We start from the raw sequence: 25,212 nt of genomic DNA, 5'->3' as shown, positions 1-25,212 counted from the left end.
TGCTGTGCGGCAGCTGTTCGAACGCCGCCGATCGCGCGGAACGTTACCGTATCGCGATCAGACAACCACTTCGACGCCCTCGCCAGCAGCGTTTCCTGACGCCCGTTCGGACTCCAGGGCCTGCTGGAGGATGATGACGGCGGCCGCCTGGTCGATGACAGAACGGCCCTTTTTGGACTTTACGCCGCTGGCGCGCAGGCCCTGACTGGCCGTCACTGTGGTCATCCTCTCGTCCACGAGCCTCACCGGAACGGGTGCGATGCCCCGGGCCAGCTGCTGGGCGAAGCCACGGACCTTGGTGGCGGCCGGACCTTCGTCCCCCTTGAGCGAGCGGGGCAGTCCGACGACCACCTCGATCGGCTCATACTCCTCGACGAGCTGCCGCAACCGGCGGTGGGCGGCCGGGACGTCGCGTCCCGGCACGGTCTCCACCGGGGTCGCGAGGATCCCGTCGGGGTCGCAGGACGCGACCCCGATCCGGGCGTCCCCGACGTCGATCGCCAGTCGGCGGCCTCTGCGCATCAGTTCGCGGTCTCCCCGACGAGGCGCTCGACGGCGTCGATGGCGTCGCCGATCGCGGCCGGGTTCTGGCCGCCGCCCTGCGCGACGTCCGGCTTGCCGCCGCCACCGCCGCCGAGGGTCTTGGCCGCGGCGCGGACCAGGTCACCGGCCTTGAGGCCGCGGTCGCGGGCCGCGTCGTTGGTGGCGATGACCGTGAGCGGCTTGCCCTGGGCCGTCGTGAACAGCGCGACGACGGCGGGCCGGCCGCCCTGGATGCGCCCGCGCACGTCGAGGACCAGCTTGCGCAGGTCGTCGGTGCTCGTGCCGTCCGGCACCTGGCCGGTGACGAGGGCGACGCCGCGGACGTCCTTGGCGGAGTCGGCGAGCCCGCCGGCCGCCTGGAGGACCTTCTCCGCGCGGAACTTCTCGATCTCCTTCTCGGCGTCCTTGAGCTTGCCGAGCATCGCCGAGATCTTCTCGGGCAGCTCCTCGGAGCGGCCCTTGACCAGCTCCTGGAGCTGGGCGACGACCGTGTGCTCCTTGGCCAGGAAGTTGTACGCGTCGACGCCGACCAGCGCCTCGATGCGGCGCACGCCCGAACCGATGGACGACTCGCCGAGCAGCTTCACCAGACCCAGCTGGGCCGTGTTGTGCACGTGCGTGCCGCCGCACAGCTCCTTGGAGAAGTCGCCGATGGTGACGACGCGCACCCGCTCGCCGTACTTCTCGCCGAACTCGGCGATGGCGCCCTGCTTCTTCGCCTCGTCGATCGACATGACCTCGGCCTGGACGTCCAGCTCGCGGGCCAGCACCTCGTTGATCTTCTGCTCGACGTCCGTCATCACCGCCGTGGGCACCGCGGCCGGCGAGCCGAAGTCGAAGCGGAAGCGGCCCGGCTGGTTCTCGGAACCGGCCTGCGCGGCCGTCGGGCCGAGCGCGTCGCGCAGCGCCTGGTGGGTCAGGTGGGTGGCGGAGTGGGCGCGGGCGATGGCCCGGCGGCGGGTCACGTCGATGACCGCCTGGGCCGGAGCGCCGACGGTCACCTCGCCGACCTGCACGACACCCTTGTGGACGTAGACGCCCGGGACCGGCTTCTGGCAGTCGCGGACCTCGACGATCGCGCCGTTGTCCAGCTTGATGCGGCCGGTGTCGCCGATCTGGCCGCCGCCCTCGGCGTAGAAGGGGGTGCGGTCGAGGACGACCTCGACCTCGTCGCCCTCGGTGGCGGCCGGCGAGGAGACGCCGTTGACCAGCAGGCCGACGACGGTCGACTCGCTGTTCGTCGACGTGTAGCCGATGAAGTCGGTGGCACCGGCGGCGTCGGCGATCTCGCGGTAGGCGCCGACGTTGGCGTGTCCGGTCTTCTTGGACTGGGCGTCGGCCTTGGCGCGCTCCCGCTGCTCCTTCATCAGGCGGCGGAAGCCGTCCTCGTCCACGGAGAGGCCCTGCTCGCCGGCCATCTCCAGGGTGAGGTCGATCGGGAAGCCCCACGTGTCGTGCAGCAGGAACGCCTTGTCGCCGGCGAGGACCGTGCCGCCCGCGGCCTTGGTCTCGGTGACGGCGGTGTCCAGGATGTTCGTGCCGCCCTTGAGGGCCTTGAGGAACGCGGCCTCCTCGGCGAGCGCGACCTGCTCGATGCGCTTGCGGTCGGTGATCAGCTCCGGGTACTGCTGCCCCATCGTGTCGACGACGACGTCGAGCAGCTCCTGGACGACCGGGCCGGTGGCGCCGAGGATGCGCATGTTGCGGATGGCGCGGCGCATGATGCGGCGCAACACGTAGCCGCGGCCCTCGTTGCCGGGGGTGACGCCGTCGCCGATGAGCATGGTCGACGTGCGCATGTGGTCGGCGACGACGCGCAGCGAGACGTCCGACGCGTGCTGGGCGCCGTAGGCGACACCGGTCAGCTCGGTCGCCTTGTCGATGACGACGCGCAGGGTGTCCGTCTCGTACATGTTCTGCACGCCCTGCAGAATCATGGCGAGGCGCTCCAGGCCGAGGCCCGTGTCGATGTTCTGCGAGGGCAGGTCGCCGAGGATCTCGAAGTCGTCCTTGCCAGTGCCGGCGCCGCGCTCGTACTGCATGAAGACCAGGTTCCAGATCTCCACGTAGCGCTCGTCGTTGACCGCCGGGCCGCCCTCTTCGCCGAACTCGGGGCCGCGGTCGTAGTTGATCTCGGAGCACGGGCCGCAGGGGCCGGGGACGCCCATGGACCAGAAGTTGTCCTTCTTGCCCAGGCGCTGGATGCGCTCCTTCGGGACGCCGACGACCTCGTGCCAGATCCGCTCGGCCTCGTCGTCGTCGAGGTAGACGGTGATCCAGAGCTTCTCCGGCTCCAGGCCGTAACCACCCTTGTCCTGGGGGCTGGTGAGCAGCTCCCAGGCGTACTTGATGGCGCCTTCCTTGAAGTAGTCGCCGAAGGAGAAGTTGCCGCACATCTGGAAGAACGTGCCGTGGCGGGTGGTCTTGCCGACCTCTTCGATGTCCGGCGTGCGCACGCACTTCTGCACCGAAGTGGCGCGCGGGGCGGGCGGCTTGACCTCGCCCAGGAAGTACGGCTTGAACGGGACCATGCCCGCGGGGACGAGCAGCAGAGTCGGGTCGTCGGCGATGAGCGACGCCGAGGGCACGACCTTGTGGCCACGCTCCTCGAAGAAGCTCAGCCAGCGGCGACGGATTTCAGCCGACTCCATCAGTGGTCCTCATTCCGGTTGTCGTACGCGTTCTGCGCGTTGTACTCGATGGGCTTGTGCTGCTTGGTGCTGGAGGTGTTCTCGACGACCGCGAAGCGGCGCTGCGGGGGCAGTTCGCCCTCGGCCGGTCCGGCCAGGCCCAGCGCGTCGCCGAGCTGGGCCTCGCGCTCCGCCATGTTGTCCCGGACGTCGAGGGCGAAGTCCTTGAGCCGGTGGCCCGCCTCGACCGCCTTGTTCGCGGCCTGGGCGGCGAGGCTCTCGGGCGACAGCTGCTTGATCTTGCGGTTGACCTTGGTGGTGGCCCACACGCCGGCGGCTGCGCCCGCGGTGAACCAGAACGTACGGCGGAACATAGCTTGGTCAGTCCCTCTTGTTCCGGTGGGCCCGCTTGGCGCGGCGTGACTCCGGGATCGCGCGGCCCACGATCACGGTACGGCGGGTCTGCTTGGCGGGGGCGTCCTTGCCGCGGCCTCCGATGGCCCGGCGCACGCCGTAGCCGAATGCGGCCACCTTGACCAGCGGGCCGCCGAAGGTCGAGGCCACGGTGGAGGACAGCGCCGACGCGTTCGACGTGACTTCCTGGACGTCCGAGGCGATCGCGTCGACCCGGTCGATCTGGGTCTGCGCGGAGCGCACCGCCGCCGAGGCGTCCGCGAGCAGCGGGACCGCCTGATCGGTCACCTCCGCGACGAGCTTGGTGGTCGCCCTGAGCGTCTGGGCCAGCCTCGCGAGTGCCACCGCGAGGAAGGAGACCAGGATCGCCCAGAAGACGGCCACCAGGATCCCGGCCACCTCTCCACCGGACACTTGGCACCGCTCCCTGGTTGTCTGCTGCTGACACCGCTGCTGAACATCGAAAAGTCGTCCCCCGAGCCTATCGCGCCCCGCCCCGCGCTCGGCACCGCATTCCCCTCGCCGCCGCCGCACTTCGATCGAACCGATTGTACGGAGTGCGTACGGATGAGTACGCTCCGTACCTCATGCCACGCACCCCGCGCCCCGATCCCCCGGCCGCCGCCCCCGCGCGCCCCGGCAACCTTCCGCACGAGGTGAACCGTTTCGTCGGGCGGGCCGCCGAACTCGCCGCGCTCCCGGAGGCGCTGACCGCCGCCCGGCTGGTCACGGTCACCGGCGCGGGCGGGGTCGGCAAGTCCCGCTTCGTGGCGCACGCGGCGGCCCGGCTGCCCGGGCCGCTGTGCGCCGACGGGGTGTGGCGGGCGGAACTGGCGTCGGTCCGCCGGCCGGAGCTCGTGGAGTACGCGCTCACCGAGGCCCTGGGCCTCACCGACCACACCACCCGGTCCCCGCGCCAGGTCCTGCTCGACCATCTCGCCGGGCGCACCCTGGTCCTGGTCGTCGACGGGTTCGAGCACCTGGTCGACGCGTGCGCCCTGCTCGTGCGGGATCTGCTGGGCGCCGCACCGGGGCTGCGGGTGGTCGCGGCGGGGCGGCGGCCGCTCGCGCTGGCCGGGGAGCGGCTGCTGCCGCTGGCTCCGCTGCCGGCCGGGGCGGCGGCCGAGCTGTTCGCGGAGCGGGCCGCCGCGCTGCTGCCCGGCTTCCGCCTGGACGACGGCAACCGGGACGACGTGCACGAGGTGTGCCGCCGCCTGGACGGTCTGCCGCTCGCGGTGGAGCTGGCGGTGGGACGGTTGCGGGCGCTGTCGCCGGGCCAGTTGGCGGAGCGGCTCGACGACCGCTTCCGGCTGCTCACCGGCGGCGGGCGGGACACGCCGGCCCGGCACCGGACGCTGCGCACGGCGATCGGCTGGAGCCACGAGCTGTGCACGGCGCAGGAGCGGCTGCTGTGGGCCCGGCTCTCCGTGTTCTCCGGCTCCTTCGACCTGGAGGCCGCCGAGTACATCTGCGGCGGCGACGGCCTGCACGCCGACGCGATCCTCGACGTCCTCCAGGAACTCATCGGCCAGTCCGTCGTGTCCCGCGAGGAGACACCGGCCGGGGTGCGCTACCGGATGCTGGACACGGTCCGCGCGTACGGCGCCGAGTGGCTGGACGGCATCGGCGACACCGAGCGGATGCGGCGCAGGCACCGCGACTGGTACGTGGGGCTCGCGACCTGGTGCGAGCTGGACTGGTTCTCCCCCCGGCAGGCCGAGGTGGCGGCCCGGACCGACGGGGAGCTGCCGAATCTGCGCGCCGCCCTGGAGTTCTGCCTGAACGAGCCGGGCGAGACGCATCTGGCCCAGTACCTGGCGGGCACGCTGTGGTTCTACTGGGCGGGCTGCGGCCGGCTCGCGGAGGGCCGGCACTGGCTGGAGCAGAGCATCGAGCTGGACACGGCGGGCGACGGGCACCCCGGCGGCGGGCACGCGGACTCCCGGCTGAAGGCGCTGTGGGTGCTCGGCTATGTGGCGATCCTCCAGGGCGACACGGTGCCCGCCCTCGCGGCGCTCCAGGAGTGCCGCGAGGCGGCGGAGCGGACGGGCAACGCGACGGCGCTCGCCTACGCCGTGCACCGCACGGGGTGTCTGGCGCTGGTCTCGGACGACATGCCGCGCGCGGAGCTGCTGCTGCGCGACGCGCTCACCCGGTATCGCGAGATCGGCGAGCTGAACAGCAATGTGCTGATGGGCCAGGTCGAGCTGGCGATGGCCCTGGCGTTCCGGGGCGAGCTGACGCAGGCCGTCGCGCTCTGCGAGGACGTGCGGCAGGTGTGCGAGGACCACGGGGAGCGGTGGACCCGGGCGTACGCGCTCTACGTGCTGGCCTACGCGCGCTGGACGGAGGGCGAGCCGGCCGCGGCCCGGCGGCTCCTCGGGGAGTGCCTGACCATCGACCACGAGTTCCGCGATCTGCTCGGCACGGTCCTGGCGATCGAGCTGCTGGCGCTGGTCACGGTCGCGGAGGGGGACGCGGCGGAGGCGGCGGTGCTCCAGGGCGCGGCGGGCGGGATGTGGCCGTCGGTGGGCCTGCGGCTGTTCGGCTCGGGTCACTACAACGTGCCGCACGAGCGGTGCGAGGCGCAGGCCCGCGAGGTCCTGGGGGACGCCCGGTTCGAGGAACTGACGCGCGTCGGCGGGCTGCTGGACCGTGACGAGACGGTGGCGCGGGCGCTCGGCGGGGGTCCGCCGGCGTCGGCGGTCACGCTGCCGCGGCCGGCCCGCGCACTCCCCCCGGACATGCGAGAACCCGCCGCCTCCCCCACCGCGAACGGCGGGGAGACGACGGGCTGAAACGCAGGTGAGACTACGTCCGCTGGTCGGTCAGCGGGCGTAGTACTCGACGACGAGCTGCTCGTCGCAGATCACGGGGATCTCCTTGCGGTTCGGGTCCCGGTCCAGGCGGAAGGCCAGGGCCTTCAGGTTCACCTGGAGGTAGCGCGGGGTCTCGCCCTCGGGGGCGAAGCCACCCTCACGCGCGACCTGGAACAGCGGCTTCTCGCGGCTGCGCTCGCGGACCATCACGACGTCGTCGGGACGGACGCGGAACGAGGGCTTGTCGACCTTCTGGCCGTTGACCTCGATGTGGCCGTGGACGACCATCTGGCGCGACTGGTAGATCGTGCGGGCGATGCCCGAACGCAGCAGCAGCGCGTCGAGACGACGCTCCAGCTCGATGACCAGGGCCTCGCCGGTCTTGCCTTCGGCCTTCTTGGCGCGGTCGTAGGCGCGGGCCATCTGCTTCTCGCTGATGTCGTACTGCGCGCGCAGACGCTGCTTCTCGAGCAGACGGACCTTGTAGTCCGAGTTCTGCTTGCGGCCGCGGCCGTGCTCGCCCGGCGGGTAGGGGCGGGCCTCGAAGTACTTGACGGCCTTCGGGGTCAGCGCGATGCCGAGGGCACGCGACTTCTTGACCTTGGGGCGGGACTGGTTCGCCATGAACCAAACACCTCATTGTTTCTGATGCGAATACGGCTTCACCAGGGTTTGGGAGGTCGCATCCGCAGCCCGGGAAACCCGTCCATCACGTGGATGGAGAGGCAGCCGCTCCCGGATACTGGGCACATACGTGCAGCACGCGAGTGGCCCACCGACCTGGTCCCGGAACCCGGAAGGGTGGTGGGCTGCCCGCGACACCTTCGAAGGTGCGCGACGCTCCTGGATCCCCTGTGCCTCGCGGTTCGGGGGATCCGGCTGGATGTCCCGCTCTGGTGACGCCCCGTCTCCCTTTCGGGACACCGGGCACAGGACACAGCACTTCTGGGGAGTCTACCGGATGGCTCAGCGGCAGCTTGCCAGCAGGTCCTGGACCGCCTGCTTCTCCGGCGGGGTCACCGTCAGCGCGTACTTGCTCTTGATGCCGGTCCAGCGCCGTCCGTACTCGCACCAGAACGCCTTGTTCGGCGGCTTCCACCGGTCCGGGGTGCTGCTGCTCTTCTCGTGGTTCGCCGTCTTGTCGGCGGCCAGCAGCACATCGAGGTCGTTGGCGTACGCGAGCCGCTTCTGCGGTGTCCACGCCCAGGCGCCGGCCCGCCAGGCCGCGCCCAGCGCGACGACGTGGTCGGTCTGGATCTGGGAGGCCCGGCGGTAGGAGTAGGGCAGCTTCTTGCCAGTGTACGGGTCGTGCAGGGTGCCGGAGATCACCACGCAGCGGTTGCGGTCGCCCTCGCGCAGGTCGTCGAGGTCGCGGCGCAGGACGTCGTCGCGGGTGTCGCAGCCGTTGCGGCCGCCCGGGGCGTCCACGGCGTCGCTCCAGCCGTCGCCGAACGCGCTGCGCCGGTACGTCTGCCAGTTCTTGCCCCAGGCGACGGTGAGGGTGTTGAGCTGGGCCCTGGCCTGCGCGGCGGTCGGGGGAAACCCCTGGCTCAGGGCTGCCGCCCGCACCGGGGGGCGGGGCTGGCCGGTGCCGCACGCCGCCGCGCCGAGCAGCAGCACCGTGGCGGCTGTCCCCGTGAGGCTTCTGCGCATGGCCCGAGCGTAGGCGCGGCGCCCTTCCTCCGCGCGCCGACCGCATCCGGTCGGCGCACCCCTGGGCAGTTCTTCGTCCACCGGCCGGTGGCCGCTTCTCGCGCAGTTCCCCGCGCCCCTGAGATGCGCACTGCGTGCGCCATCTCATCAGGGGCGGCCCACCGGCCCGCCCCCAAAGGAGAGCCGCGCCACCGTCCCGCCTCCCAGGAGACCCGCACGAAGCGCAGCCTCAGAAAGGAGAGGCGCGCGAAGTGCAGCCTCACGCAGAAGCGGCGCGCGACGCGCAGCCTCAGGCAGAAGCGGCGCACGAAACGCAGCCCCACGCAGGAGCGGCGCACCAAGCGCAGCCCCAGACAGGAGCGGCGCACCAAGCGCGGCCCCAGACAGGAGCGGCGCACGACGCGCAGCCTCACGCAGGAGCGGCGCGCGACGCGCAGCCTCAAGAGGAGGCTGCGCGCAGCGCATGCCTCAGGGGCGCGGGGAACTGCGCGACCAGCCACGACGAGAGGCGCGGGCGGAAGACGCGAGCGAGCCGGCCCGCACCGGAGCCCGGGCCGAGGGAGTCATTCGCCGCGCAAGCGCTCCCGCACCCGCTCGACGACATCGGCATAGCGCGCCTCGGCCCCGTAGCGCGTCGGCTCGTAGTAATGGCGGCCGGCGATGGCGTCCGGCGCGTACTGCTGGGCCGCGATCCCCCCGGGCACGTCGTGCGGGTACACGTACCCCTGGGCGTGCCCCAGCTTGGCGGCGCCCTTGTAGTGGCCGTCGCGGAGGTGCGCCGGGACCGGCCCGGCGAGGCCCTTGCGGACGTCCTCCATGGCGGCGCCGATCGCGGTGGTCGCCGCGTTCGACTTCGGGGCCAGCGCCAGCGCGATCGTGGCATGGCTCAGGGTCAGCGCGGCCTCGGGAAAGCCGATCATGGCGACGGCCTGCGCGGCGGCCACCGCCGTGGGCAGCGCGGTCGGGTCGGCGAGGCCGATGTCCTCGCTCGCGGAGATCATCAGGCGCCGGGCGATGAAGCGCGGGTCCTCACCGGCCTCGATCATGCGGGCCAGATAGTGCAGCGCCGCGTCCACGTCGGAGCCGCGGATGGACTTGATGAGGGCGCTGGCGACGTCGTAGTGCTGGTCGCCGTCCCGGTCGTACTTCACCGCCGCGCGGTTGACCGTCTCCTCGACGCTCTCCAGGGTGATGGCCTCCTCGCTCTTGGCGAGGGCGGCCCCGGCGGCGGCCTCCAGCGCGGTGAGCGCCCGCCGCGCGTCCCCGCCCGCGACGCGCAGCAGGTGCTCCTCGGCGTCGTCGGCCAGGGTGACGGCGCCGCCCAGCCCGCGCTCGTCGGTCAGCGCCCGCGCGAGCAGCCCGCGCAGGTCGTCGTCGGTCAGCGGCTCCAGGGTCAGCAGCAGGGAGCGGGAGAGCAGCGGGGAGATGATCGAGAAATACGGGTTCTCCGTCGTGGCCGCGATCAGCGTCACCCAGCGGTTCTCCACGGCGGGCAGCAGCGAGTCCTGCTGGGCCTTGCTGAAGCGGTGGATCTCGTCGAGGAAGAGGACGGTCTCCTTGCCGTGGCCGCCCAGCGCCCGCCGGGCGCCCTCGATGACGGCCCGGACCTCCTTGACGCCCGCGGTGATCGCGGACAGCTCCACGAACCGCTTGTTGGTCGCCTTGGAGACGACGTAGGCCAGGGTGGTCTTGCCGATGCCGGGCGGGCCCCACAGGATCACCGACGACGCGCCGGCCGGACCGCCGCCGCCCTCGCCGACCAGCCGGCGCAGCGGCGATCCCGGCTTGAGCAGGTGCTGCTGGCCGACGACTTCGTCGAGCGTGCGCGGGCGCATCCGGACGGCCAGGGGACTCGCGGACGGGTCCTTCTCCTGGCGTTCCTCGGCTGCGGCGGTGAAGAGGTCGGGTTCCACGCACAAAACCCTAAGTCACACCGCTGACAACGCCGCCGGGAGGCGTCAGGCCCAGAGCTTGTCGCCCCAGCGCGTGAAGATCAGGACGGCGATGATGCCGACGTGCACGACCGGCAGCGCCCAGGTGAAGTCCTCGAAGAACGTCTTCAGCCAGCGCGGCGCCGGCAGCAGGCCGTGGCGGACGTTCGACGACGTGACGTACCAGAACATGAGGATCGTGGCGACCCAGGCCAGGCAGCACCACAGGCACAGCGCGTTGATCCGGTACAGGGACTGGAACTGCAACCAGGTCACGAAGCCGACGCCGAACAGGCAGCCCGCGTTGAACGTCAGCCAGTACCAGCGCGGGAAGCTCGCCCGCGCGAGCAGGCTCATGCCCACACAGATCACGACCGCGTAGGCGGCCAGGCCCAGCATCGGGTTCGGGAACCCGAAGGCCGACGCCTGGTCGCTCTTCATGATGCTGCCGCAGGAGATGACCGGGTTGATGGAGCAGCCCGGCGTGAAGCCCGGGTCCTCCAGCAGCTTGAACTTGTCCAGCGTGATGATCCACGAGGCGAGCAGTCCGGCCGCTCCGGTGATCACCAGCAGCAGCCCGAACCCGCGACTGCCGCCGACGGTGCGTGGCACGCCCGCGGAGTCGATGTCGCGGGAGACGCTGTCGCTGTCGCTTGCTGTGGTCGTCTTGCTCATCACGCCGATCCGTATGTGAGAGGTGAGGCCTGCGGGCACGCTCATTCTGCCGTACGGGCGCGGGTGTCCACCGTTCGATGGACATAAGAATGCCCACCCGTGGGGCCCGGAACGGCCGGTTCGGCGGGACGCTCTCGGTCATGACCCCACAGACGACAGAACTCGCGGTGGACGTACGGCGGCTGCGCAAGCGGTACGGCGACCTGACCGCGGTCGACGGCCTCGATCTGACGATCCGTACGGGCGAGGTCTTCGGCCTGCTCGGGCCGAACGGCGCGGGCAAGTCCACGACGGTGGAGATCCTCCAGGGCCACCGGTCCCGCGACGGCGGCGAGGTGAGCGTGCTCGGCGCCGACCCCGACCACGCGGACCGCGCCTGGCGGTCCCGGGTCGGCATCGTCTGGCAGGACGATTCGGCCCCCGCGGAGTTGACGGTGCGCGAGACCGTGCGGCACTTCGCGCACTACTACCCGGAGCCGCGCGACCCCGACCGGGTCATCGAGCTGGTGGGCCTGGAGAAGAAGGCGGACTCCCGGATCAAGGCGCTCTCGGGCGGGCAGCGGCGCCGCCTCGACGTGGCGCTCGGTGTCATCGGCGACCCGGAGCTGCTGCTCCTGGACGAGCCGACGACCGGGTTCGACCCGGCCGCCCGCCGCCGGTTCTGGGAGCTGATCCGGATGCTCGCGGCCGAGGGCACCACGATCCTGCTGACCACGCACTACCTCGAGGAGGCGGAGGCGCTCGCGCAGCGACTCGCGGTGATCGCGGCGGGACGGGTCGTCGCCGAGGGCTCCCCCGCCGAACTGCGCGAACGCCACGGCAGCCACGCCACCGTCGAGTGGACCGAGCCCGACGGCACCCCGCGCAGCGAGCGGACGCGGACCCCCACCCGCACGGTCGCCGCGCTGGCCCGGCGCTTCGACGGCGAGATCCCCGGCCTGCGGGTCGGCCGCCCGACGCTGGAGGACGTGTACCTCCGCCTCACCGGACAGGACGAGGAGACCCGGCGATGACCGTTCCTTCCGATGCCACCGGCGCGACCGCGACACCGCCGCAGAGCGCCGCGCAGGCCGCTCGACGACTGCCCGGCGCCTGGGAGTTGGGGCTGCGCCGCGGGGCCCTGGAGATCAAGCAGTTCTTCCGGCTGCGGGAGCAGGTGATGTTCACCTTCGCCTTCCCGGTCGTCTTCCTGTTCCTGTTCGCGTCGATCTTCAGCGACGACGTGCGCGGCGCGGGCGTCACCGCCTCGCAGCTGTACGTCCCCGCGATGATGGCGGCGGGCATCATGTCGACGAGCTTCCAGTCGCTCGGCATCTCCATCGCCATCGAGCGCGACGAGAAGGTGCTGCGCCGGCTGCGCGGCACGCCGATGCCCCCGGCCGCGTACTTCCTGGGGAAGGTCTGGCTTGTCCTGGTCACGGGCCTGCTGGAGACGGCGGTCCTGCTGGCCGTCGGCACGGTGTTCTACGACGTCTCCCTGCCGACGGGCCCCGGCAAGTGGCTGACGTTCGGCTGGCTGTTCCTGCTCGGCATCACGGCGTGCGCGCTGCTCGGCATCGCGGTCGGCTCGCTGCCGAACTCGGGGCGGAGCGCGACCTCCGTCGTCGTCCTGCCGTTCCTGGTGCTCCAGTTCATCTCCGGGGTCTACATCTCGATCGACACCATCCCCGACTGGATGCTGGACATCGGCGCGCTGTTCCCGCTGAAGTGGCTCTGCCAGGGGCTGCGCGGGGTGTTCCTGCCGGACTCGGCGCACGTCCTGGAGCAGGCGGGCAGCTGGGAGTTCGGGAAGGCCGCTCTGGTGCTGGGAGCCTGGTGCGTCGGAGGATTGGTGCTGTGCCTGCTGACATTCCGCTGGAAGAACCGCCGGGCCGGGTGAGCCCGCGGACCGGGCCGCGCGCCGCGCACGCCTGGGACCGCGGCTTCCGGCTCTGGGACACCTATTTCGCGATCGTGTGGCTGGCCACGGTGGTGTTCGTGCTCGGCACCGCCCAGCCGTCGTGGCCCGTCCGGCTGGGCGCGGCGGCCCTGCTCCTCCTGCTCGTCCCCTGGTACCTGGGCCAGGGCCGTTTCGTACTGCTGACCGAGGGGTCGGACGAGCGACGGGCGCTGACGTACGTCGCGGGGGCCGTCGTCGTGTACCTGATGCCGGGCGTCCTGGTCGGCGAGACGCGGCTGATGGCGTTCGCCCTCGTCCCGCAGTGCTTCATGGCGCTGCGCCACCGCAGGGCGATGATCGCGGTCACCGTCGTCAACCTGGCGCCGGTGGTGGGCTGGGCGCTGCTGTGGGGGATCGGCGGCCGGGACCTCTTCTTCAACTCCGTGTTCGCCGTGGTGACCCTCGCCTTCTCGGCGGCCTTCGGCGGCTGGACGATCCGGATCATGGAGCAGAGCCGGGAGCGGGCGGACCTCATCGCGGAGCTGGACGCGAGCCGCGAGGAGGTCGCCCAGCTCTCCGCGGACCGCGGGGCCCTCGCGGAGCGCGAGCGGATGTCCCGGGAGATCCACGACACCCTCGCCCAGGGCTTCACCAGTGTCCTGATGCTGGTCCAGGCCGTCGAGGCGGAACTGGCCACGGACGTCCCGCGGGCCCGCCGCCATCTGGCGCTGATGGCGGACACCGCGCGGCAGAACCTCGCGGAGGCCCGCGCGCTCGTGGCGGGCGGCGCCCCCGCCGACCTGGACGGCGCGTCCCTCCCCGACGCGCTGCGGCGGCTCGCGGCGCGGCACGGCGCCGAGGTCCAGGTCTCCGGCGCGGCCCGGGTGCTGGCGCCCGGCCTGGAGGTGGTGGTGCTGCGCGGCTGCCAGGAGGCCCTGTCCAACGTACGCAAGCACACCGCCCCCGGCACCGAGGTGCACATCGGGCTCGGCTACACGGCGGCCGGGCTGACCCTCGTCGTACGGGACGGCGGGCCCGGCTTCGTGCCGGGCGCGGCCGGCGACGGCTTCGGGCTGCGCGGGCTGCGGGCGCGGGCCGCCGAGGTCGGTGGCACGGCCGTCGTCGAGAGCGCGCCGGGCGCGGGGACCACGGTCACCGTCCGGCTCCCGGTACCCGAGAGGACCCCTTCGTGATCCGCATCCTGCTGGCCGACGACCATCCCGTGGTGCGCGAGGGCCTGCGCGCCATGCTCGACGCCGAGCCCGACCTGGAGGTCGTCGCCGAGGCCGCGAACGGCCCGCGGGCGGAGGCGCTCGCCGCCGAACTCGCCCCGGACATCGTCCTGATGGACCTGCGGATGCCCGGCGGCGACGGGGTCGATTCGATCACGCGGATGACGGCGGCCGGGCTGTCCTGCCGGACGGTCGTGCTGACGACGTACGAGACGGACCGGGACATCCTGCGGGCCGTGGAGGCGGGCGCGGCGGGCTATCTGCTCAAGGACATGGCCCGCGCCGAGCTCGCCGACGCGGTCCGGGCGGCCGCGCGGGGCGAGACGGTGCTGGCGCCCTCGGTCGCGGCGCGGCTCGTGGACCAGCTCAGGACCAACCCGGAGCGGCCCCGGCTGTCGGAGCGGGAGACGGCGGTGCTGCGGCTCGTCTCCGACGGGTGCACGAACGCGGAGATCGGGCGGCGGCTGCACGTCGCCGAGTCGACGGTGAAGACCCATCTGCTGCGGGTGTTCGGGAAGCTGGGCGTGGACGACCGTACGGCGGCCGTCACCAGCGCGATGCGCCACGGCCTGCTGGAGTAGCGGGCGCGGCGTCGGATGGGTGCGGGCCCGGTGGGGGCGGCGCGGTCGAGCGCGCCGCCCCCACCGGGCCCGCGGACGGACGTCAGCCGAGCCGGGCCCGGAGCACGTCGACGACCTGGTCGACCGCGACCGCGGTCTGCTCGCCGGACTCCATGTCCTTGAGCTGCACGACCCCGTCGGCGAGATCCCGCTCGCCGGCGACGAGCGTGAAGCGCGCGCCGCTGCGGTTGGCGTTCTTCATGGCGCCCTTGAGGCCCTTGCCGCCGAAGGAGAAGTCCGCCGAGACGCCGGCCCGGCGCAGCGCGGTCACCGTGGAGAACAGCACCCGCCGCGCCTCCTCGCCCAGCGGTACGGCGAACACGCTGGTCGTGGACGGGAGTTGCAGCTCCACGCCCTCGGCCTCCAGCGCGAGCACCGTGCGGTCGACGCCGAGCGCCCAGCCCACCGAGGGCAGCGAGGGGCCGCCGATCATCTCGGACAGGCCGTCGTAGCGGCCGCCGCCGCCCACCGCGGACTGCGCGCCCAGACCGTCGTGGACGAACTCGAAGGTCGTACGGGTGTAGTAGTCGAGCCCGCGGACGAGCTTCTCGTCGTCCTCGAAGGCGACGCCCTCGGCGACGAGCAGTTCGCGCACCTGCTCGTGGTACGCCTTGCACGCGTCGCACAGGTGGTCGCGCAGCGAGGGCGCGCCCACGAGCTGCTTCTGGACGTCGGGCCGCTTGTCGTCGAGGACGCGCAGCGGGTTGATCTCCGCGCGGCGCAGCGTCTCCTCGTCGAGGTCGAGGCCGCGCAGGAAGGCCTGGAGCGCCTCCCGGTACACCGGGCGGCACTCCTTGTCGCCCAGCGAGTTCAGCAGGATCCGGAAGTCGCGCAGGCCCAGCGAGCGGTACGCCTGGTCGGCCAGGACGATCAGCTCGGCGTCCAGGGCCGGGTCCTCGGCGCCGATCGCCTCGGCGCCGACCTGGGAGAAGTGGCGGTAGCGGCCCTTCTGCGGGCGCTCGTAGCGGTAGTACGAGCCCGAGTACCAGAGCTTGACGGGGAGGTTGCCGGCCTTGTGGAGGTTGGCCTCCAGGGCAGCGCGCAGCACGGAGGCGGTGCCCTCGGGGCGCAGGGCGAGGCGGTCGCCGCCCTTGGTCTCGAAGGCGTACATCTCCTTGGTCACGATGTCGGTGGACTCACCGACGCCGCGCGCGAACAGCTCGACGTTCTCGAAGCCGGGCGTCTCGATGTAGCCGTAGCCGGAGTTGCGCAGCGGTGCGGCGATCGCCTCGCGGACGGCGAGGTAGGTGGCGGAGTCCGGCGGAAGCAGGTCGTACGTGCCCTTGGGGGCCTGAAAGGTACTCACGGGAGGTGTTCTCGTCACATTCCTCGTCGGGGAGCCTCGGTGGAGGGTCCCTGGCCGGCGGCCACCTGCCGCAGATACGGGTTGGTGGCGCGCTCCTGGCCGATGGTCGTCTGGGAGCCGTGTCCGGACAGCACCACGGTCGAGTCGTCGAGCGGCAGGCACACGCGGGCCAGCGATTCGAGCATGTCGTCCATGGAGCCGCCGGGGAGGTCGGTGCGTCCGATGGAGCCGGCGAACAGCAGATCGCCCGAGAAGAACACCGACGGCACGTCGGTCGTCTCCGGCATCCGGAAGGTCACCGACCCCTTGGTATGGCCGGGCGCGTGCGCGACGGAGAAGTCGAGTCCGGCGAGCTTCAGGGCGGCGCCGTCGGTGAGCGTGCGGACGTCGTCGGGCTCCCCCACCGTGAGCTCGCCCATGAGCGGCATGCCGATGGCGCGGCCGAGGCCCTTCTCCGGGTCGCTCATCATGTAACGGTCCTCGGGGTGGATCCACGCCGGGACGTCGTGCGCCCCGCACACCGGGACGACCGAGGCGACATGGTCGATGTGCCCGTGCGTGAGGACGACGGCGACCGGCTTGAGCCGGTGCTTCCTGAGCGCTTCCTCGACTCCCTCGGTGGCCTGGTGGCCCGGGTCGATGATCACGCACTCCTCACCCGCGGCGGGGGCAACCAGGTAACAGTTGGTGCCCCAGGCCCCGGCGGGGAACCCGGCAATCAGCACGATCGTCCTTCATCTGTCGTCGGAATGCGGCAATGCGGCAGATGAGAGCCTACCGGCGCTGCCGATTCCACAGCGAACCCATATACGGTACGGGGCACAATCAAGGGCCCAGTCATGGTCATACACACGTACGAGGAGAAGATCCGGTGGTCACGAAGGATCAGCGGCAGCGTCAGCTCGCCCGGGAGAAGTTCCTGCGCCAGCAGCAGCGGCGCGAGGCCGCACGGCGCAAGGCGCGCACCCGTAACACCGTGATCGCCTCCGTGCTCGCGGTGGCCGTCCTGGGCACCGGTGGCGCGTACGCCGCCGGGGCCTTCAGCGGTGACGACAAGAAGGACACCGCGGGCCCCGAGGCGAGCCCCAGCCCGAGCGCCTCCCCCAAGGAGAAGCCCGAGCCGAAGATGGCCATCGACAAGAAGGCCACGTACACGATGGCGCTGAGGACGAGCCAGGGCGAGGTGAAGATCGCCATGGACGCGGCCAAGACGCCGCACACCGTCAATTCGTTCAAGCACCTCGCCGACAAGAAGTTCTTCGACGGCACGAAGTGCCACCGGCTCACCACGTCCGGCATCTTCGTCCTCCAGTGCGGCGACCCCGAGGGCACCGGCGCGGGCGGCCCCGGCTACACGATCCCGGACGAGAACCTGGACGGGCTCGGCAAGCCGGGCAAGGACAGCACGGTGACCTACCCGGCGGGCACGGTCGCGATGGCGAACACGGGCCAGCCGCACACCGGCGGCAGCCAGTTCTTCCTCGTCTACAAGGACAGCAAGCTGCCGCCGTCGTACACGCCGTTCGGCACGATGGACGCGGCGGGGCTCAAGGCCGTGCAGGCCGTCGGCAAGGGCGGGGTGGCCGCCGGCGGACAGAGCGAGACCGACGGTGCACCGAAGAAGACCGTCAAGGTCACGAGTGTGACGGTGGAGAAGGGCTGACCCGTCGGCCGCCGAATTTCGGTCGCGCGGGATGCGGACAGCATCCCCGCCGGTCGCCTATGTTGGCCGTGACGAAACTGTGGACGATGCCCGGGGGCCCACGAGTCCCCGCGGGCATCATGTGGAGGAGGCGCTGTGAGCAGCGACCCGTGGGGCCGCGTCGACGAGACGGGGACCGTGTACGTGCGTTCGGCCGACGGCACGGAGCGTGAGGTCGGTTCGTGGCAGGCAGGCTCTCCTGATGAGGCCCTTGCCTACTTCAAGCGCAAGTACGACGGTCTGGTCGTCGAGATCGGGCTCCTCGAGCGCCGGGTGCAGACAACGGACCTGTCCGCCAAGGACGCCATGACGGCGATCGAGCACCTGCGGGGCCAGGTCACCGACGCGCACGCGATCGGTGACCTGGACGCGCTCGGCAAGCGGCTCGACAAGCTGGTCGAGTCGGTCGACTCGCGTCGCGAGGAGCGCAAGGCGCAGAAGGCCAAGCAGTCCGACGAGGCGCGGCACTCCAAGGAGGCGCTGGTCGTCGAGGCGGAGGAGCTGGCCCAGTCCGAGCAGTGGCGGGCGGCCGGCGAGCGGCTGCGCGCGCTGGTGGACACCTGGAAGGGGCTGCCGCGGCTCGACCGGAAGTCGGACGACGAGCTGTGGCACCGCTTCTCGCACGCCCGGTCGGCGTTCTCCAAGCGCCGCAAGGCCCACTTCGCTTCGCTGGACGCGCAGCGCGAGGAGGCCCGCAAGGCGAAGGAGAAGCTGGTCGCCGAGGCGGAGGCGCTGTCGAACTCGCAGGACTGGGGCGCGACCGCGGCCCGGTACCGCGAGCTGATGACGGACTGGAAGGCCGCCGGGCGGGCCCAGCGCGAGCACGAGGACGACCTGTGGAACCGCTTCCGCGGCGCCCAGGACGTGTTCTTCGCGGCCCGCGGCTCGGTCTTCGCCGAGCGGGACGCCGAGCAGGGCGAGAACCTCAAGCTCAAGGAGGAGCTGGCCGCCGAGGCGGAGAAGCTGCTCCCGGTCGGCGATCTGAAGGCGGCCCGCGCCGCGTTCCGCTCGATCAACGAGCGCTGGGAGGCCATCGGCCACGTGCCGCGGGACGCCCGCCCGAAGGTCGAGGGCCGGATGCACACCGTGGAGCGGGCCCTCCAGGAGTCCGAGGAGGCCGAGTGGCGGCGGACGAACCCGGAGGCGCGGGCGCGTGCCGCGGGTCTCACGGGTCAGCTCCAGGCCGCCGTCGACAAGCTCCGGGGCCAGATCGAGCAGGCCCGCGCCCAGGGCAACAACGCCAAGGCCGACAAGCTCCAGAAGGAGCTCGACGGGCGGCAGGCGCTGCTGGACTCGGCGCTGAAGGGGCTTGAGGAGTTCGGCGGCTGACGCCCGCCGGACACCAGCCGTGGCGAACGGCCCCGGGCATTGGCCCGGGGCCGTTCGCATGCCCGCGGAAGGCCGGCCCTAGGGGCGCCGCGCCGAGGTCACCCGGTACACGTCGTAGACGCCCTCCACGCCTCGTACCGCCTTCAGCACGTGCCCCAGGTGCTTCGGGTCGCCCATCTCGAACGTGAAGCGCGAGGTGGCCACCCGGTCGCGGGACGTCTGGACGGCCGCGGACAGGATGTTCACGTGCTGGTCCGACAGGACCCGCGTCACGTCCGACAGCAGCCGGGACCGGTCCAGCGCCTCGACCTGTATGGCGACCAGGAAGACCGAGGACTGGGTCGGCGCCCACTCGACCTCGAGGATGCGCTCGGGCTCGCGGGACAGCGAGTCCACGTTCACACAGTCGCTGCGGTGAACCGATACGCCGCTGCCGCGCGTGACGAACCCGATGATCGGGTCACCGGGCACCGGCGTGCAGCACCGCGCCAGCTTGACCCAGACGTCGTCGACGCCCTTGACCACGACCCCCGGATCGGCGTTGGAGCGTCGCTTGGAGCGCCCGCGCGAGGGCGGCGCGCTCTCGGCGATGTCCTCGTTGGCGGCCTCCTCGCCGCCGAGCGCCTGGACGAGCTTCTGCACGACGGACTGCGCCGTGACGTGCCCCTCGCCGATCGCCGCGTAGAGCGACGAGATGTCGGGGTAGCGCATCTCGTGGGCGAGCGTCACGAGCGAGTCGCCGGTCAGGATCCGCTGGATCGGCAGGTTCTGCTTGCGCATGGCCCGCGCGATGGCGTCCTTGCCCTGCTCGATGGCCTCGTCGCGGCGTTCCTTGGAGAACCAGCCGCGGATCTTGTTGCGGGCCCGCGGCGACTTGACGAAGCCGAGCCAGTCGCGGGACGGCCCGGCGCCGGCGGCCTTGGAGGTGAAGACCTCCACCAGGTCGCCGTTGTCCAGGGTGGACTCCAGGGGCACGAGGCGTCCGTTGACGCGTGCCCCTATGGTCCGGTGGCCGACCTCGGTGTGCACCGCGTACGCGAAGTCCACCGGGGTGGCCCCGGCCGGCAGCGCTATGACGTCGCCCTTCGGCGTGAACACGAAGACCTCGTTGCGCGAGAGGTCGAAGCGCAGCGACTCCAGGAACTCGCCGGGGTCCTCGGTCTCCTTCTGCCAGTCGAGCAGCTGGCGCAGCCACGCCATGTCGTTGAGGTGGTCGTCCTTGCCGGTGGTCCGCGGCTGGTCGGAGCGCACCTTGGAGGCCCCGGCGACGGCCTCCTGCTTGTACTTCCAGTGCGCGGCGATGCCGTACTCGGCGCGGCGGTGCATGTCGAACGTGCGGATCTGGAGCTCGACGGGCTTGCCGTTCGGGCCGATCACCGTCGTGTGCAGCGACTGGTACATGTTGAACTTGGGCATCGCGATGTAGTCCTTGAACCGCCCCGGAACCGGGTTCCAGCGGGCGTGGACGGTGCCCAGCGCGGCGTAGCAGTCGCGCACGGTGTCGACGAGGACGCGGATGCCCACCAGGTCGTAGATCTCCGCGAAGTCCCGGCCGCGGACGATCATCTTCTGGTAGACGCTGTAGTAGTGCTTCGGGCGGCCGGTGACGGTCGCCTTGATGCGGGCCGCGCGCAGGTCGGACTGCACCTCGTCGGTCACTATGGCCAGGTACTCGTCGCGCTTGGGGGCGCGCTCGGCCACGAGCCGCACGATCTCGTCGTACATCTTGGGGTAGAGGATCGCGAAGGCGAGGTCCTCCAGCTCCCACTTGATGGTGTTCATGCCCAGGCGGTGCGCCAGCGGAGCGTAGATCTCCAGCGTCTCGCGGGCCTTCTTCTCCTGCTTCTCGCGCTTGAGGTAGCGCATGGTGCGCATGTTGTGCAGGCGGTCGGCGAGCTTGATGACGAGGACGCGCGGGTCCTTCGCCATCGCCACGACCATCTTGCGGACCGTCTCGGCCTGCGCGGCCTCACCGAACTTGACCTTGTCCAGCTTGGTGACGCCGTCGACGAGGAGGGCGACCTGGTCGCCGAAGTCCCGCTTGAGGGTGTCCAGGCCGTACTCGGTGTCCTCGACGGTGTCGTGCAGCAGGCCGGCCATCAGCGTCGCCGGGTCCATGCCCAGCTCGGCGAGGATCGTCGTCACGGCCAGCGGGTGCGTGATGTACGGGTCGCCGCTCTTGCGCTTCTGTCCCCGGTGCCAGCGCTCGGCGACCTGGTAGGCCCGCTCGATCTGGCGCAGCGTCGAGGTCTCGATCTTGGGGTCGTTGCCGCGCACTATCCGCAGCAGCGGCTCCAGGACCGGGTTGTACGGGTTCGAGCGCTGGACGCCGAGCCGGGCCAGGCGGGCCCGGACGCGGTTCGAGGAGCCCGAGCGGGCCGCCGGCTGGTTCGCGGCGGCGCGGATGACGGGCGGCGGCGTGGCACGCGGCTGCTCGGCGGCGGGCTCGGGGCGCGGCGTCCCGGCCGCCTCGGTGCCGGGCGGCGGAGCGGGCTTCGCGCCGGTGCCGGGCGTCGCGCCGTTCGCGGGCGTGCCGGACTCCGCCGCGCCCTGGGCAGCCTGCTGGTCGGGCGTGGCGGCGGTGAGTGGCTTGGCCTCGTCTGGCAACGGCGCTCCTCGTGCGCGACGGGTCCCCGTGCAGGTCCCGGAGAGCCCATGGTATCGATCCGGCGCCCACCGAACGTATTCGGCCGGTGGTGCGGCCTGGTACTGGAGAAACAGCAGGGGCGGGCGCCGGATTCCTCCGGGCCCGCCCGTGGGGCTGTGAGCTGGGGTTTCAGACCACGAGCAGGGCGTCGAGCGGGGCGCCCCGGAGCGCGGGCTCCAGACGGGCGCGGCCGGGCAGGAAGCCCAGCTCCATGAGGACCGCGACGCCCGCGACCTCGGCGCCGGCCCGGCGGACGAGGTGCACGGCGGCCTCGGCGGTGCCGCCGGTGGCGAGCACGTCGTCGATGACCATGACCCGGTCGTCGGCGCTGAGGTCCTCGGCGTGCACCTCGATCTCGGCGGTCCCGTACTCCAGCGCGTAGGACTGCGCGAGCGTCGCTCCGGGCAGCTTGCCCGCCTTGCGTACGGGGATGAAGCCGAGACCGGCGCGGATGGCGACGGGGGCGCCCAGGATGAAGCCGCGCGCCTCCAGGCCGACGACCTTGGTGGCGCCGTGCCGGACGCACAGCCCGGCGAGGGCGTCGGTGAGGGCCGTGAAGGCGGACGGGTCCGCGAGCAGCGGGGTGATGTCCTTGAAGAGGACGCCGGGCTCGGGGTAGTCCTGCACATCGCGGATGCGGCTGAGGAGCAGCTCCTTGATGTCGGTCATGTCTGCACCTCAGCGAGTGAGTGATGGAGTCGGCCGCGCCCCGGTCCCTCGGGTCCGCGCGGTCGTCAACCCTAGCAGTGGTCCCGGTCCTGACATGCCACGGGCGCCAGGAGCGTCGCCGCTCCTGGCGCCCGTGCGCGGACGTGACCGGGGGGTCAGCGGCGCTTGCCCGAGGGGCGGCCGCGGCCGCGGTTGCGGGCCGGCTGGTTGCGCGGACCGGCACCGGCCGGGGTGGCGTCCTCCGGCTCGTCCTCGGCCAGCGGGTCCGCGGCCTGGTGGCCGAGGACGGAGCCGGCCGGCTCCGTCTCCGCCTTGGCCGCGGCGGCGGCCCGCTTGGCGAGCACCCGCTTCTTGAGGGCCTTCATCTTCGGCTCGCGCTCCTTGAGGTCGGCGACCAGCGGAGTGGCGATGAAGATGGAGGAATACGCACCGGCCGCGAGACCGACGAAGAGCGACAGCGAGATGTCGTTCAGCATGCCGGCGCCGAGGAAGCCGCCGCCGATGAAGAGCAGGCCCGCCACCGGCAGGAGCGCGACGACCGTGGTGTTGATCGAGCGGACCAGGGTGGAGTTGATCGACCGGTTGGCGATGTCGCTGTAGGTCCAGCGGGTCTGCTTCTCGATGCCCTTCGTCTGCTCCTTGAGGGAGTCGAAGACGACGACCGTGTCGTAGAGCGAGTAACCGAGGATCGTGAGCAGACCGATCACCGTGCCCGGGGTGACCTCGAAGCCCACCAGGGCGTAGATCCCGACGGTGATGGTGATGTCGTGGATCAGTGCGACGAGGGCGGCGATGGCCATCCGCCACTCGAAGGCGATCGCCAGATAGATCACGACCAGGACCATGAAGATCGCCAGGCCCTGCCAGGCCTTGTTGGCGATCGTCTCGCCCCAGCTGGGGCCCACCAGGTCGGCGTTGATCCTGTCGGCCGGGATGTCGAGATCCTTGGCCAGGGTGTCCTTGATCTGGTCCGACTTGTCGGTGTCGATGCCCGCGATCTGGATGCGCAGACCGCCGGTGCCGAGCTTCTGCACCACCGCGTCGTGGCCACCGGCGGCGGCCTCCGCGTCCTTCTCCGCCGTCGCGGCGGAGACGGAGGTCTTGGGCGTCGTGAAGACGGCGCCGCCCTCGAACTCGATGCCCATGTTGAGCCCGCGCACCGTCAGGCCGAGGATGGCCGTGATGGTGATCAGGATCGAGACGCCGTACCAGATCTTGCGCTTGCCGATGAAGTCGTAGCCGACCTCACCGCGGTAGAGCCTGGCGCCGAGATTGCCGAGCTTCGACATCTCAGGCCTCCTTCGGGTCGACGGGACCGGCGGTACGGCGGGTGCGGCGCAGCGGCGGCTGGACCCCGAGGCGCTTGGGGTCGAGGCCGGACCACTTGTGGCCGGTGAAGAACTTCCCGCGGGCCAGCAGCGACATCAGGGGCTTCGTGAAGAGGAAGACCACGACGACGTCGAGCAGGGTGGTCAGGCCGAGCGTGAACGCGAAGCCCTGGACCTTGCCGACGGTGACGACGTAGAGCACGGCGGCCGCGAGGAACGACACGAAGTCCGAGACCAGGATGGTGCGCCGGGCGCGCGGCCAGGCGCGCTCGACGGCGGGCCGCACGGACCGGCCCTCCCTGATCTCGTCCCTGATCCGTTCGAAGAACACGATGAACGAGTCCGCGGTGATACCGATGGCGACGATCGCACCACACACCGCGGGCAGGTTCAGCGCGAACCCGATGGCCGGGCCGAGGAGCGTCATCAGCGTGTACGTGAGGATGCCGGAGACCAGCAGCGACGCCAGGGCGACGAGCGACAGGCCGCGGTAGTAGACCACCAGGTAGATGACGACCAGGGCGAGGCCGATGGCACCCGCGATGAGGCCGGCGTGCAGCTGCTCGCCGCCGAGGGCGGCGGTCACCGAGGTGACGCTCTGCTCGTGGAAGGTGAGCGGCAGGGCGCCGTAGGACAGCACGTTGGCCAGGTCCTGGGCGGACTGCTGGTTGAAGCTGCCGGAGATCTCGGCGTTCTGGCTCAGCACGGAGTTGACGCTGGGCGCCGAGACCACGTCGCCGTCGAGGACGATGGCGAACTGGTTCATCGGCTGCTGCTGGTCCTTGAGCTTGCCGGTGGTGGCGGCGAACTTCTTCGACCCGGAGCCGGTGAACTCCATGTTGACGACCCACTGGCCGCTCTGCTGGTTGATCGCGGCCTGGGACTTCTTGACGTCCTTGCCGTTCACCTCGGACGGGCCGAGGATGTACTTCGCCCACTGGCCCGACGAGTCCTTGCCGCAGGCGGCGATGGTGTCGCCCGGCTTGGCGCCCTCGTTGACCTTCGTCCGGGCCGACGAGTCGGTGCAGTCCAGCTCGGTGAACTTCTTCTGCAACGCGGCGGTGGCCGGGTCGGCGGAGGCGCTGGCCGACGGCGAGGGGGAGGCCTTGGCGTCGCCGCTCGCGGAGGAGCTGGGCGTCGCGTCGGCCTTGAGCGCGTCGGTGACGGCGCGGCCCTGCGAGGTGGCGGTGGCGGACGGCGTGGCGGAGGCCGACGAGCCGGTCGCCTTCTCGCCGGAGCCCGGGCTGGCCTTGTCCGTGGGCTTGCCGCTGGAGGAGGCGCTCGGGGACGGGCTTCCGGAGGAGTCCGGCGTCGGGGAGCCGGCGGTCACCGTCAGGACGGGACGGAAGTAGAGCTGAGCGGTCGTGCCGACCTGCTCGCGCGCCTGCTTCTCGTTCGTGCCCCGGGGGATGTTGACGATGATGTTGTCAGCACCCTGCGTCTGGACCTCGGCCTCGGAGACACCCAGGCCGTTGACCCGGCGGTTGATGATGTCCGCCGCCGTGTCCATGTTGGTCTTGTTGATCGCGTTCTTGGGCTGACCCGGCTCGGTCTTGGCCTGCAGGGTGATGCTCGTGCCGCCCGCGAGGTCGATGCCGAGGCGGGGGGTGAACGTGCCCGAGATGAACATCCCGCCGACGAGCGCGACCATGACGATCACGATCAGGCTCAGAGCACGGCCCGGCTTGCTCTGGGCACCTGCCCCTCGGCTCTTTTTAGGTGTGGCCACCTTCTCGTACTCCCTCTCCATCCGTCCGGCATCGGGGATGAGTGCCCGGACGGCCATGAAATGGTCGAGAATCCGCGCGCGTCACGCACGAACGGGAACCACGGGG

At 71.5% G+C, this 25,212-nt stretch carries 21 protein-coding genes; 7 read left to right on the top strand and 14 right to left on the bottom strand.

What is annotated here, in order from left to right; translation table 11 throughout:
• Window positions 1-57: 57 nt before the first annotated feature.
• From ruvX to ACIP5K_RS21440, 4 genes are read right to left on the bottom strand one after another with little or no spacing between them, the layout of a single operon-like run.
• The gene (gene ruvX / locus ACIP5K_RS21455) at window positions 58-522 is read right to left on the bottom strand and encodes a Holliday junction resolvase RuvX (RefSeq protein ID WP_401411683.1); all 465 of its coding nucleotides are present in this window, start codon (window positions 520-522) and stop codon (window positions 58-60) included.
• On the bottom strand, window positions 522-3,194 hold the full coding sequence (gene alaS / locus ACIP5K_RS21450; RefSeq protein ID WP_401411681.1) for an alanine--tRNA ligase: 2,673 nt from the start codon (window positions 3,192-3,194) through the stop codon (window positions 522-524). Before alaS ends, ruvX begins: the two co-directional genes overlap by 1 nt.
• Window positions 3,194-3,547 (bottom strand): DUF6167 family protein, encoded by a 354-nt coding sequence (locus ACIP5K_RS21445; protein ID WP_401411679.1) that lies wholly within the window; start codon window positions 3,545-3,547, stop codon window positions 3,194-3,196. The genes alaS and ACIP5K_RS21445 overlap by 1 nt, the downstream gene beginning before the upstream one ends.
• A gap of 7 nt (window positions 3,548-3,554) precedes the next feature.
• Window positions 3,555-4,001, bottom strand: coding sequence for a DUF948 domain-containing protein (locus ACIP5K_RS21440; protein ID WP_401411678.1), 447 nt, complete (start codon window positions 3,999-4,001; stop codon window positions 3,555-3,557).
• 173 nt (window positions 4,002-4,174) lie between these two features.
• On the opposite strand from ACIP5K_RS21440, the gene ACIP5K_RS21435 reads away from it, so the two are divergent.
• Entirely contained in the window at window positions 4,175-6,385 is a 2,211-nt protein-coding gene (locus ACIP5K_RS21435) for an ATP-binding protein (RefSeq protein ID WP_401411676.1), read from the top strand.
• A 30-nt stretch (window positions 6,386-6,415) separates the two neighbouring features.
• Here ACIP5K_RS21435 and rpsD read toward each other — a convergent pair whose 3' ends face one another.
• The 4 genes from rpsD to ACIP5K_RS21415 all read right to left on the bottom strand — a co-directional run bounded on the left by rpsD (window position 6,416) and on the right by ACIP5K_RS21415 (window position 10,665).
• Window positions 6,416-7,030: a 30S ribosomal protein S4 gene (rpsD, locus tag ACIP5K_RS21430; protein ID WP_018534860.1), complete on the bottom strand. Its 615-nt coding sequence runs from the start codon at window positions 7,028-7,030 to the stop codon at window positions 6,416-6,418.
• A gap of 342 nt (window positions 7,031-7,372) precedes the next feature.
• A complete protein-coding gene (locus tag ACIP5K_RS21425) occupies window positions 7,373-8,059 on the bottom strand; it encodes a DUF1524 domain-containing protein (RefSeq protein WP_401411674.1) in 687 nt (228 codons plus the stop codon).
• A 563-nt stretch (window positions 8,060-8,622) separates the two neighbouring features.
• A complete protein-coding gene (locus tag ACIP5K_RS21420) occupies window positions 8,623-9,972 on the bottom strand; it encodes a replication-associated recombination protein A (protein WP_401411672.1) in 1,350 nt (449 codons plus the stop codon).
• 45 nt (window positions 9,973-10,017) lie between these two features.
• Window positions 10,018-10,665: a vitamin K epoxide reductase family protein gene (locus tag ACIP5K_RS21415; RefSeq protein WP_401411670.1), complete on the bottom strand. Its 648-nt coding sequence runs from the start codon at window positions 10,663-10,665 to the stop codon at window positions 10,018-10,020.
• Between the two features lie 140 nt (window positions 10,666-10,805).
• Between ACIP5K_RS21415 and ACIP5K_RS21410 the strand changes: the two genes are divergently transcribed.
• From ACIP5K_RS21410 to ACIP5K_RS21395, 4 genes are read left to right on the top strand one after another with little or no spacing between them, the layout of a single operon-like run.
• Window positions 10,806-11,678, top strand: coding sequence for an ABC transporter ATP-binding protein (locus ACIP5K_RS21410; protein ID WP_401411669.1), 873 nt, complete (start codon window positions 10,806-10,808; stop codon window positions 11,676-11,678).
• Window positions 11,675-12,544 carry an ABC transporter permease gene (locus tag ACIP5K_RS21405; RefSeq protein ID WP_401411668.1) on the top strand — a complete coding sequence of 290 codons (870 nt, stop codon included), beginning with the start codon at window positions 11,675-11,677 and terminating at the stop codon, window positions 12,542-12,544. The genes ACIP5K_RS21410 and ACIP5K_RS21405 overlap by 4 nt, the downstream gene beginning before the upstream one ends.
• The gene (locus ACIP5K_RS21400) at window positions 12,502-13,737 is read left to right on the top strand and encodes a sensor histidine kinase (RefSeq protein WP_401411666.1); all 1,236 of its coding nucleotides are present in this window, start codon (window positions 12,502-12,504) and stop codon (window positions 13,735-13,737) included. Before ACIP5K_RS21405 ends, ACIP5K_RS21400 begins: the two co-directional genes overlap by 43 nt.
• Window positions 13,734-14,357: a response regulator gene (locus ACIP5K_RS21395; RefSeq protein WP_401411663.1), complete on the top strand. Its 624-nt coding sequence runs from the start codon at window positions 13,734-13,736 to the stop codon at window positions 14,355-14,357. Before ACIP5K_RS21400 ends, ACIP5K_RS21395 begins: the two co-directional genes overlap by 4 nt.
• A gap of 82 nt (window positions 14,358-14,439) precedes the next feature.
• On the opposite strand, the gene hisS is transcribed toward ACIP5K_RS21395, so the two are convergent.
• Window positions 14,440-15,702 (bottom strand): histidine--tRNA ligase, encoded by a 1,263-nt coding sequence (gene hisS / locus ACIP5K_RS21390; RefSeq protein WP_401411661.1) that lies wholly within the window; start codon window positions 15,700-15,702, stop codon window positions 14,440-14,442.
• A 14-nt stretch (window positions 15,703-15,716) separates the two neighbouring features.
• Window positions 15,717-16,427, bottom strand: coding sequence for an MBL fold metallo-hydrolase (locus ACIP5K_RS21385; RefSeq protein ID WP_401411659.1), 711 nt, complete (start codon window positions 16,425-16,427; stop codon window positions 15,717-15,719).
• A 146-nt stretch (window positions 16,428-16,573) separates the two neighbouring features.
• Between ACIP5K_RS21385 and ACIP5K_RS21380 the strand changes: the two genes are divergently transcribed.
• The gene (locus tag ACIP5K_RS21380; protein ID WP_401411658.1) at window positions 16,574-17,365 is read left to right on the top strand and encodes a peptidylprolyl isomerase; all 792 of its coding nucleotides are present in this window, start codon (window positions 16,574-16,576) and stop codon (window positions 17,363-17,365) included.
• 135 nt (window positions 17,366-17,500) lie between these two features.
• Complete coding sequence (locus tag ACIP5K_RS21375; RefSeq protein ID WP_401411656.1) at window positions 17,501-18,733, top strand: DUF349 domain-containing protein; 1,233 nt, start codon at window positions 17,501-17,503, stop codon at window positions 18,731-18,733.
• A 78-nt stretch (window positions 18,734-18,811) separates the two neighbouring features.
• On the opposite strand, the gene ACIP5K_RS21370 is transcribed toward ACIP5K_RS21375, so the two are convergent.
• The 4 genes from ACIP5K_RS21370 to secD form a co-directional block, all read right to left on the bottom strand.
• Window positions 18,812-21,340, bottom strand: coding sequence for a RelA/SpoT family protein (locus ACIP5K_RS21370; protein WP_401411655.1), 2,529 nt, complete (start codon window positions 21,338-21,340; stop codon window positions 18,812-18,814).
• Window positions 21,341-21,509: 169 nt separating this feature from the next.
• Window positions 21,510-22,049 (bottom strand): adenine phosphoribosyltransferase, encoded by a 540-nt coding sequence (locus ACIP5K_RS21365; RefSeq protein ID WP_401411653.1) that lies wholly within the window; start codon window positions 22,047-22,049, stop codon window positions 21,510-21,512.
• Between the two features lie 155 nt (window positions 22,050-22,204).
• Window positions 22,205-23,338: a protein translocase subunit SecF gene (gene secF, locus ACIP5K_RS21360; RefSeq protein ID WP_401411651.1), complete on the bottom strand. Its 1,134-nt coding sequence runs from the start codon at window positions 23,336-23,338 to the stop codon at window positions 22,205-22,207.
• A 1-nt stretch (window position 23,339) separates the two neighbouring features.
• Window positions 23,340-25,106 carry a protein translocase subunit SecD gene (secD, locus tag ACIP5K_RS21355; RefSeq protein WP_401411860.1) on the bottom strand — a complete coding sequence of 589 codons (1,767 nt, stop codon included), beginning with the start codon at window positions 25,104-25,106 and terminating at the stop codon, window positions 23,340-23,342.
• Window positions 25,107-25,212: the final 106 nt, after the last annotated feature.

Origin of the sequence: Streptomyces sp. NPDC088785 (assembly GCF_044750685.1) — a bacterium.
GTDB lineage: Bacteria > Actinomycetota > Actinomycetes > Streptomycetales > Streptomycetaceae > Streptomyces.
The sequence above is the reverse complement of the archived record's forward strand: the minus strand, read 5'-3'. Positions and strand labels throughout refer to the sequence as shown.

Coding starts and splice junctions, on each gene's coding strand:
- ruvX (WP_401411683.1), bottom strand. CDS start 522: ATGCGCAGAGGCCGCCGACTGGCGATCGACGTCGGGGACGCCCGGATC.
- alaS (WP_401411681.1), bottom strand. CDS start 3,194: ATGGAGTCGGCTGAAATCCGTCGCCGCTGGCTGAGCTTCTTCGAGGAG.
- ACIP5K_RS21445 (WP_401411679.1), bottom strand. CDS start 3,547: ATGTTCCGCCGTACGTTCTGGTTCACCGCGGGCGCAGCCGCCGGCGTG.
- ACIP5K_RS21435 (WP_401411676.1), top strand. CDS start 4,175: ATGCCACGCACCCCGCGCCCCGATCCCCCGGCCGCCGCCCCCGCGCGC.
- rpsD (WP_018534860.1), bottom strand. CDS start 7,030: ATGGCGAACCAGTCCCGCCCCAAGGTCAAGAAGTCGCGTGCCCTCGGC.
- ACIP5K_RS21425 (WP_401411674.1), bottom strand. CDS start 8,059: ATGCGCAGAAGCCTCACGGGGACAGCCGCCACGGTGCTGCTGCTCGGC.
- ACIP5K_RS21415 (WP_401411670.1), bottom strand. CDS start 10,665: ATGAGCAAGACGACCACAGCAAGCGACAGCGACAGCGTCTCCCGCGAC.
- ACIP5K_RS21410 (WP_401411669.1), top strand. CDS start 10,806: ATGACCCCACAGACGACAGAACTCGCGGTGGACGTACGGCGGCTGCGC.
- ACIP5K_RS21405 (WP_401411668.1), top strand. CDS start 11,675: ATGACCGTTCCTTCCGATGCCACCGGCGCGACCGCGACACCGCCGCAG.
- ACIP5K_RS21365 (WP_401411653.1), bottom strand. CDS start 22,049: ATGACCGACATCAAGGAGCTGCTCCTCAGCCGCATCCGCGATGTGCAG.
- secF (WP_401411651.1), bottom strand. CDS start 23,338: ATGTCGAAGCTCGGCAATCTCGGCGCCAGGCTCTACCGCGGTGAGGTC.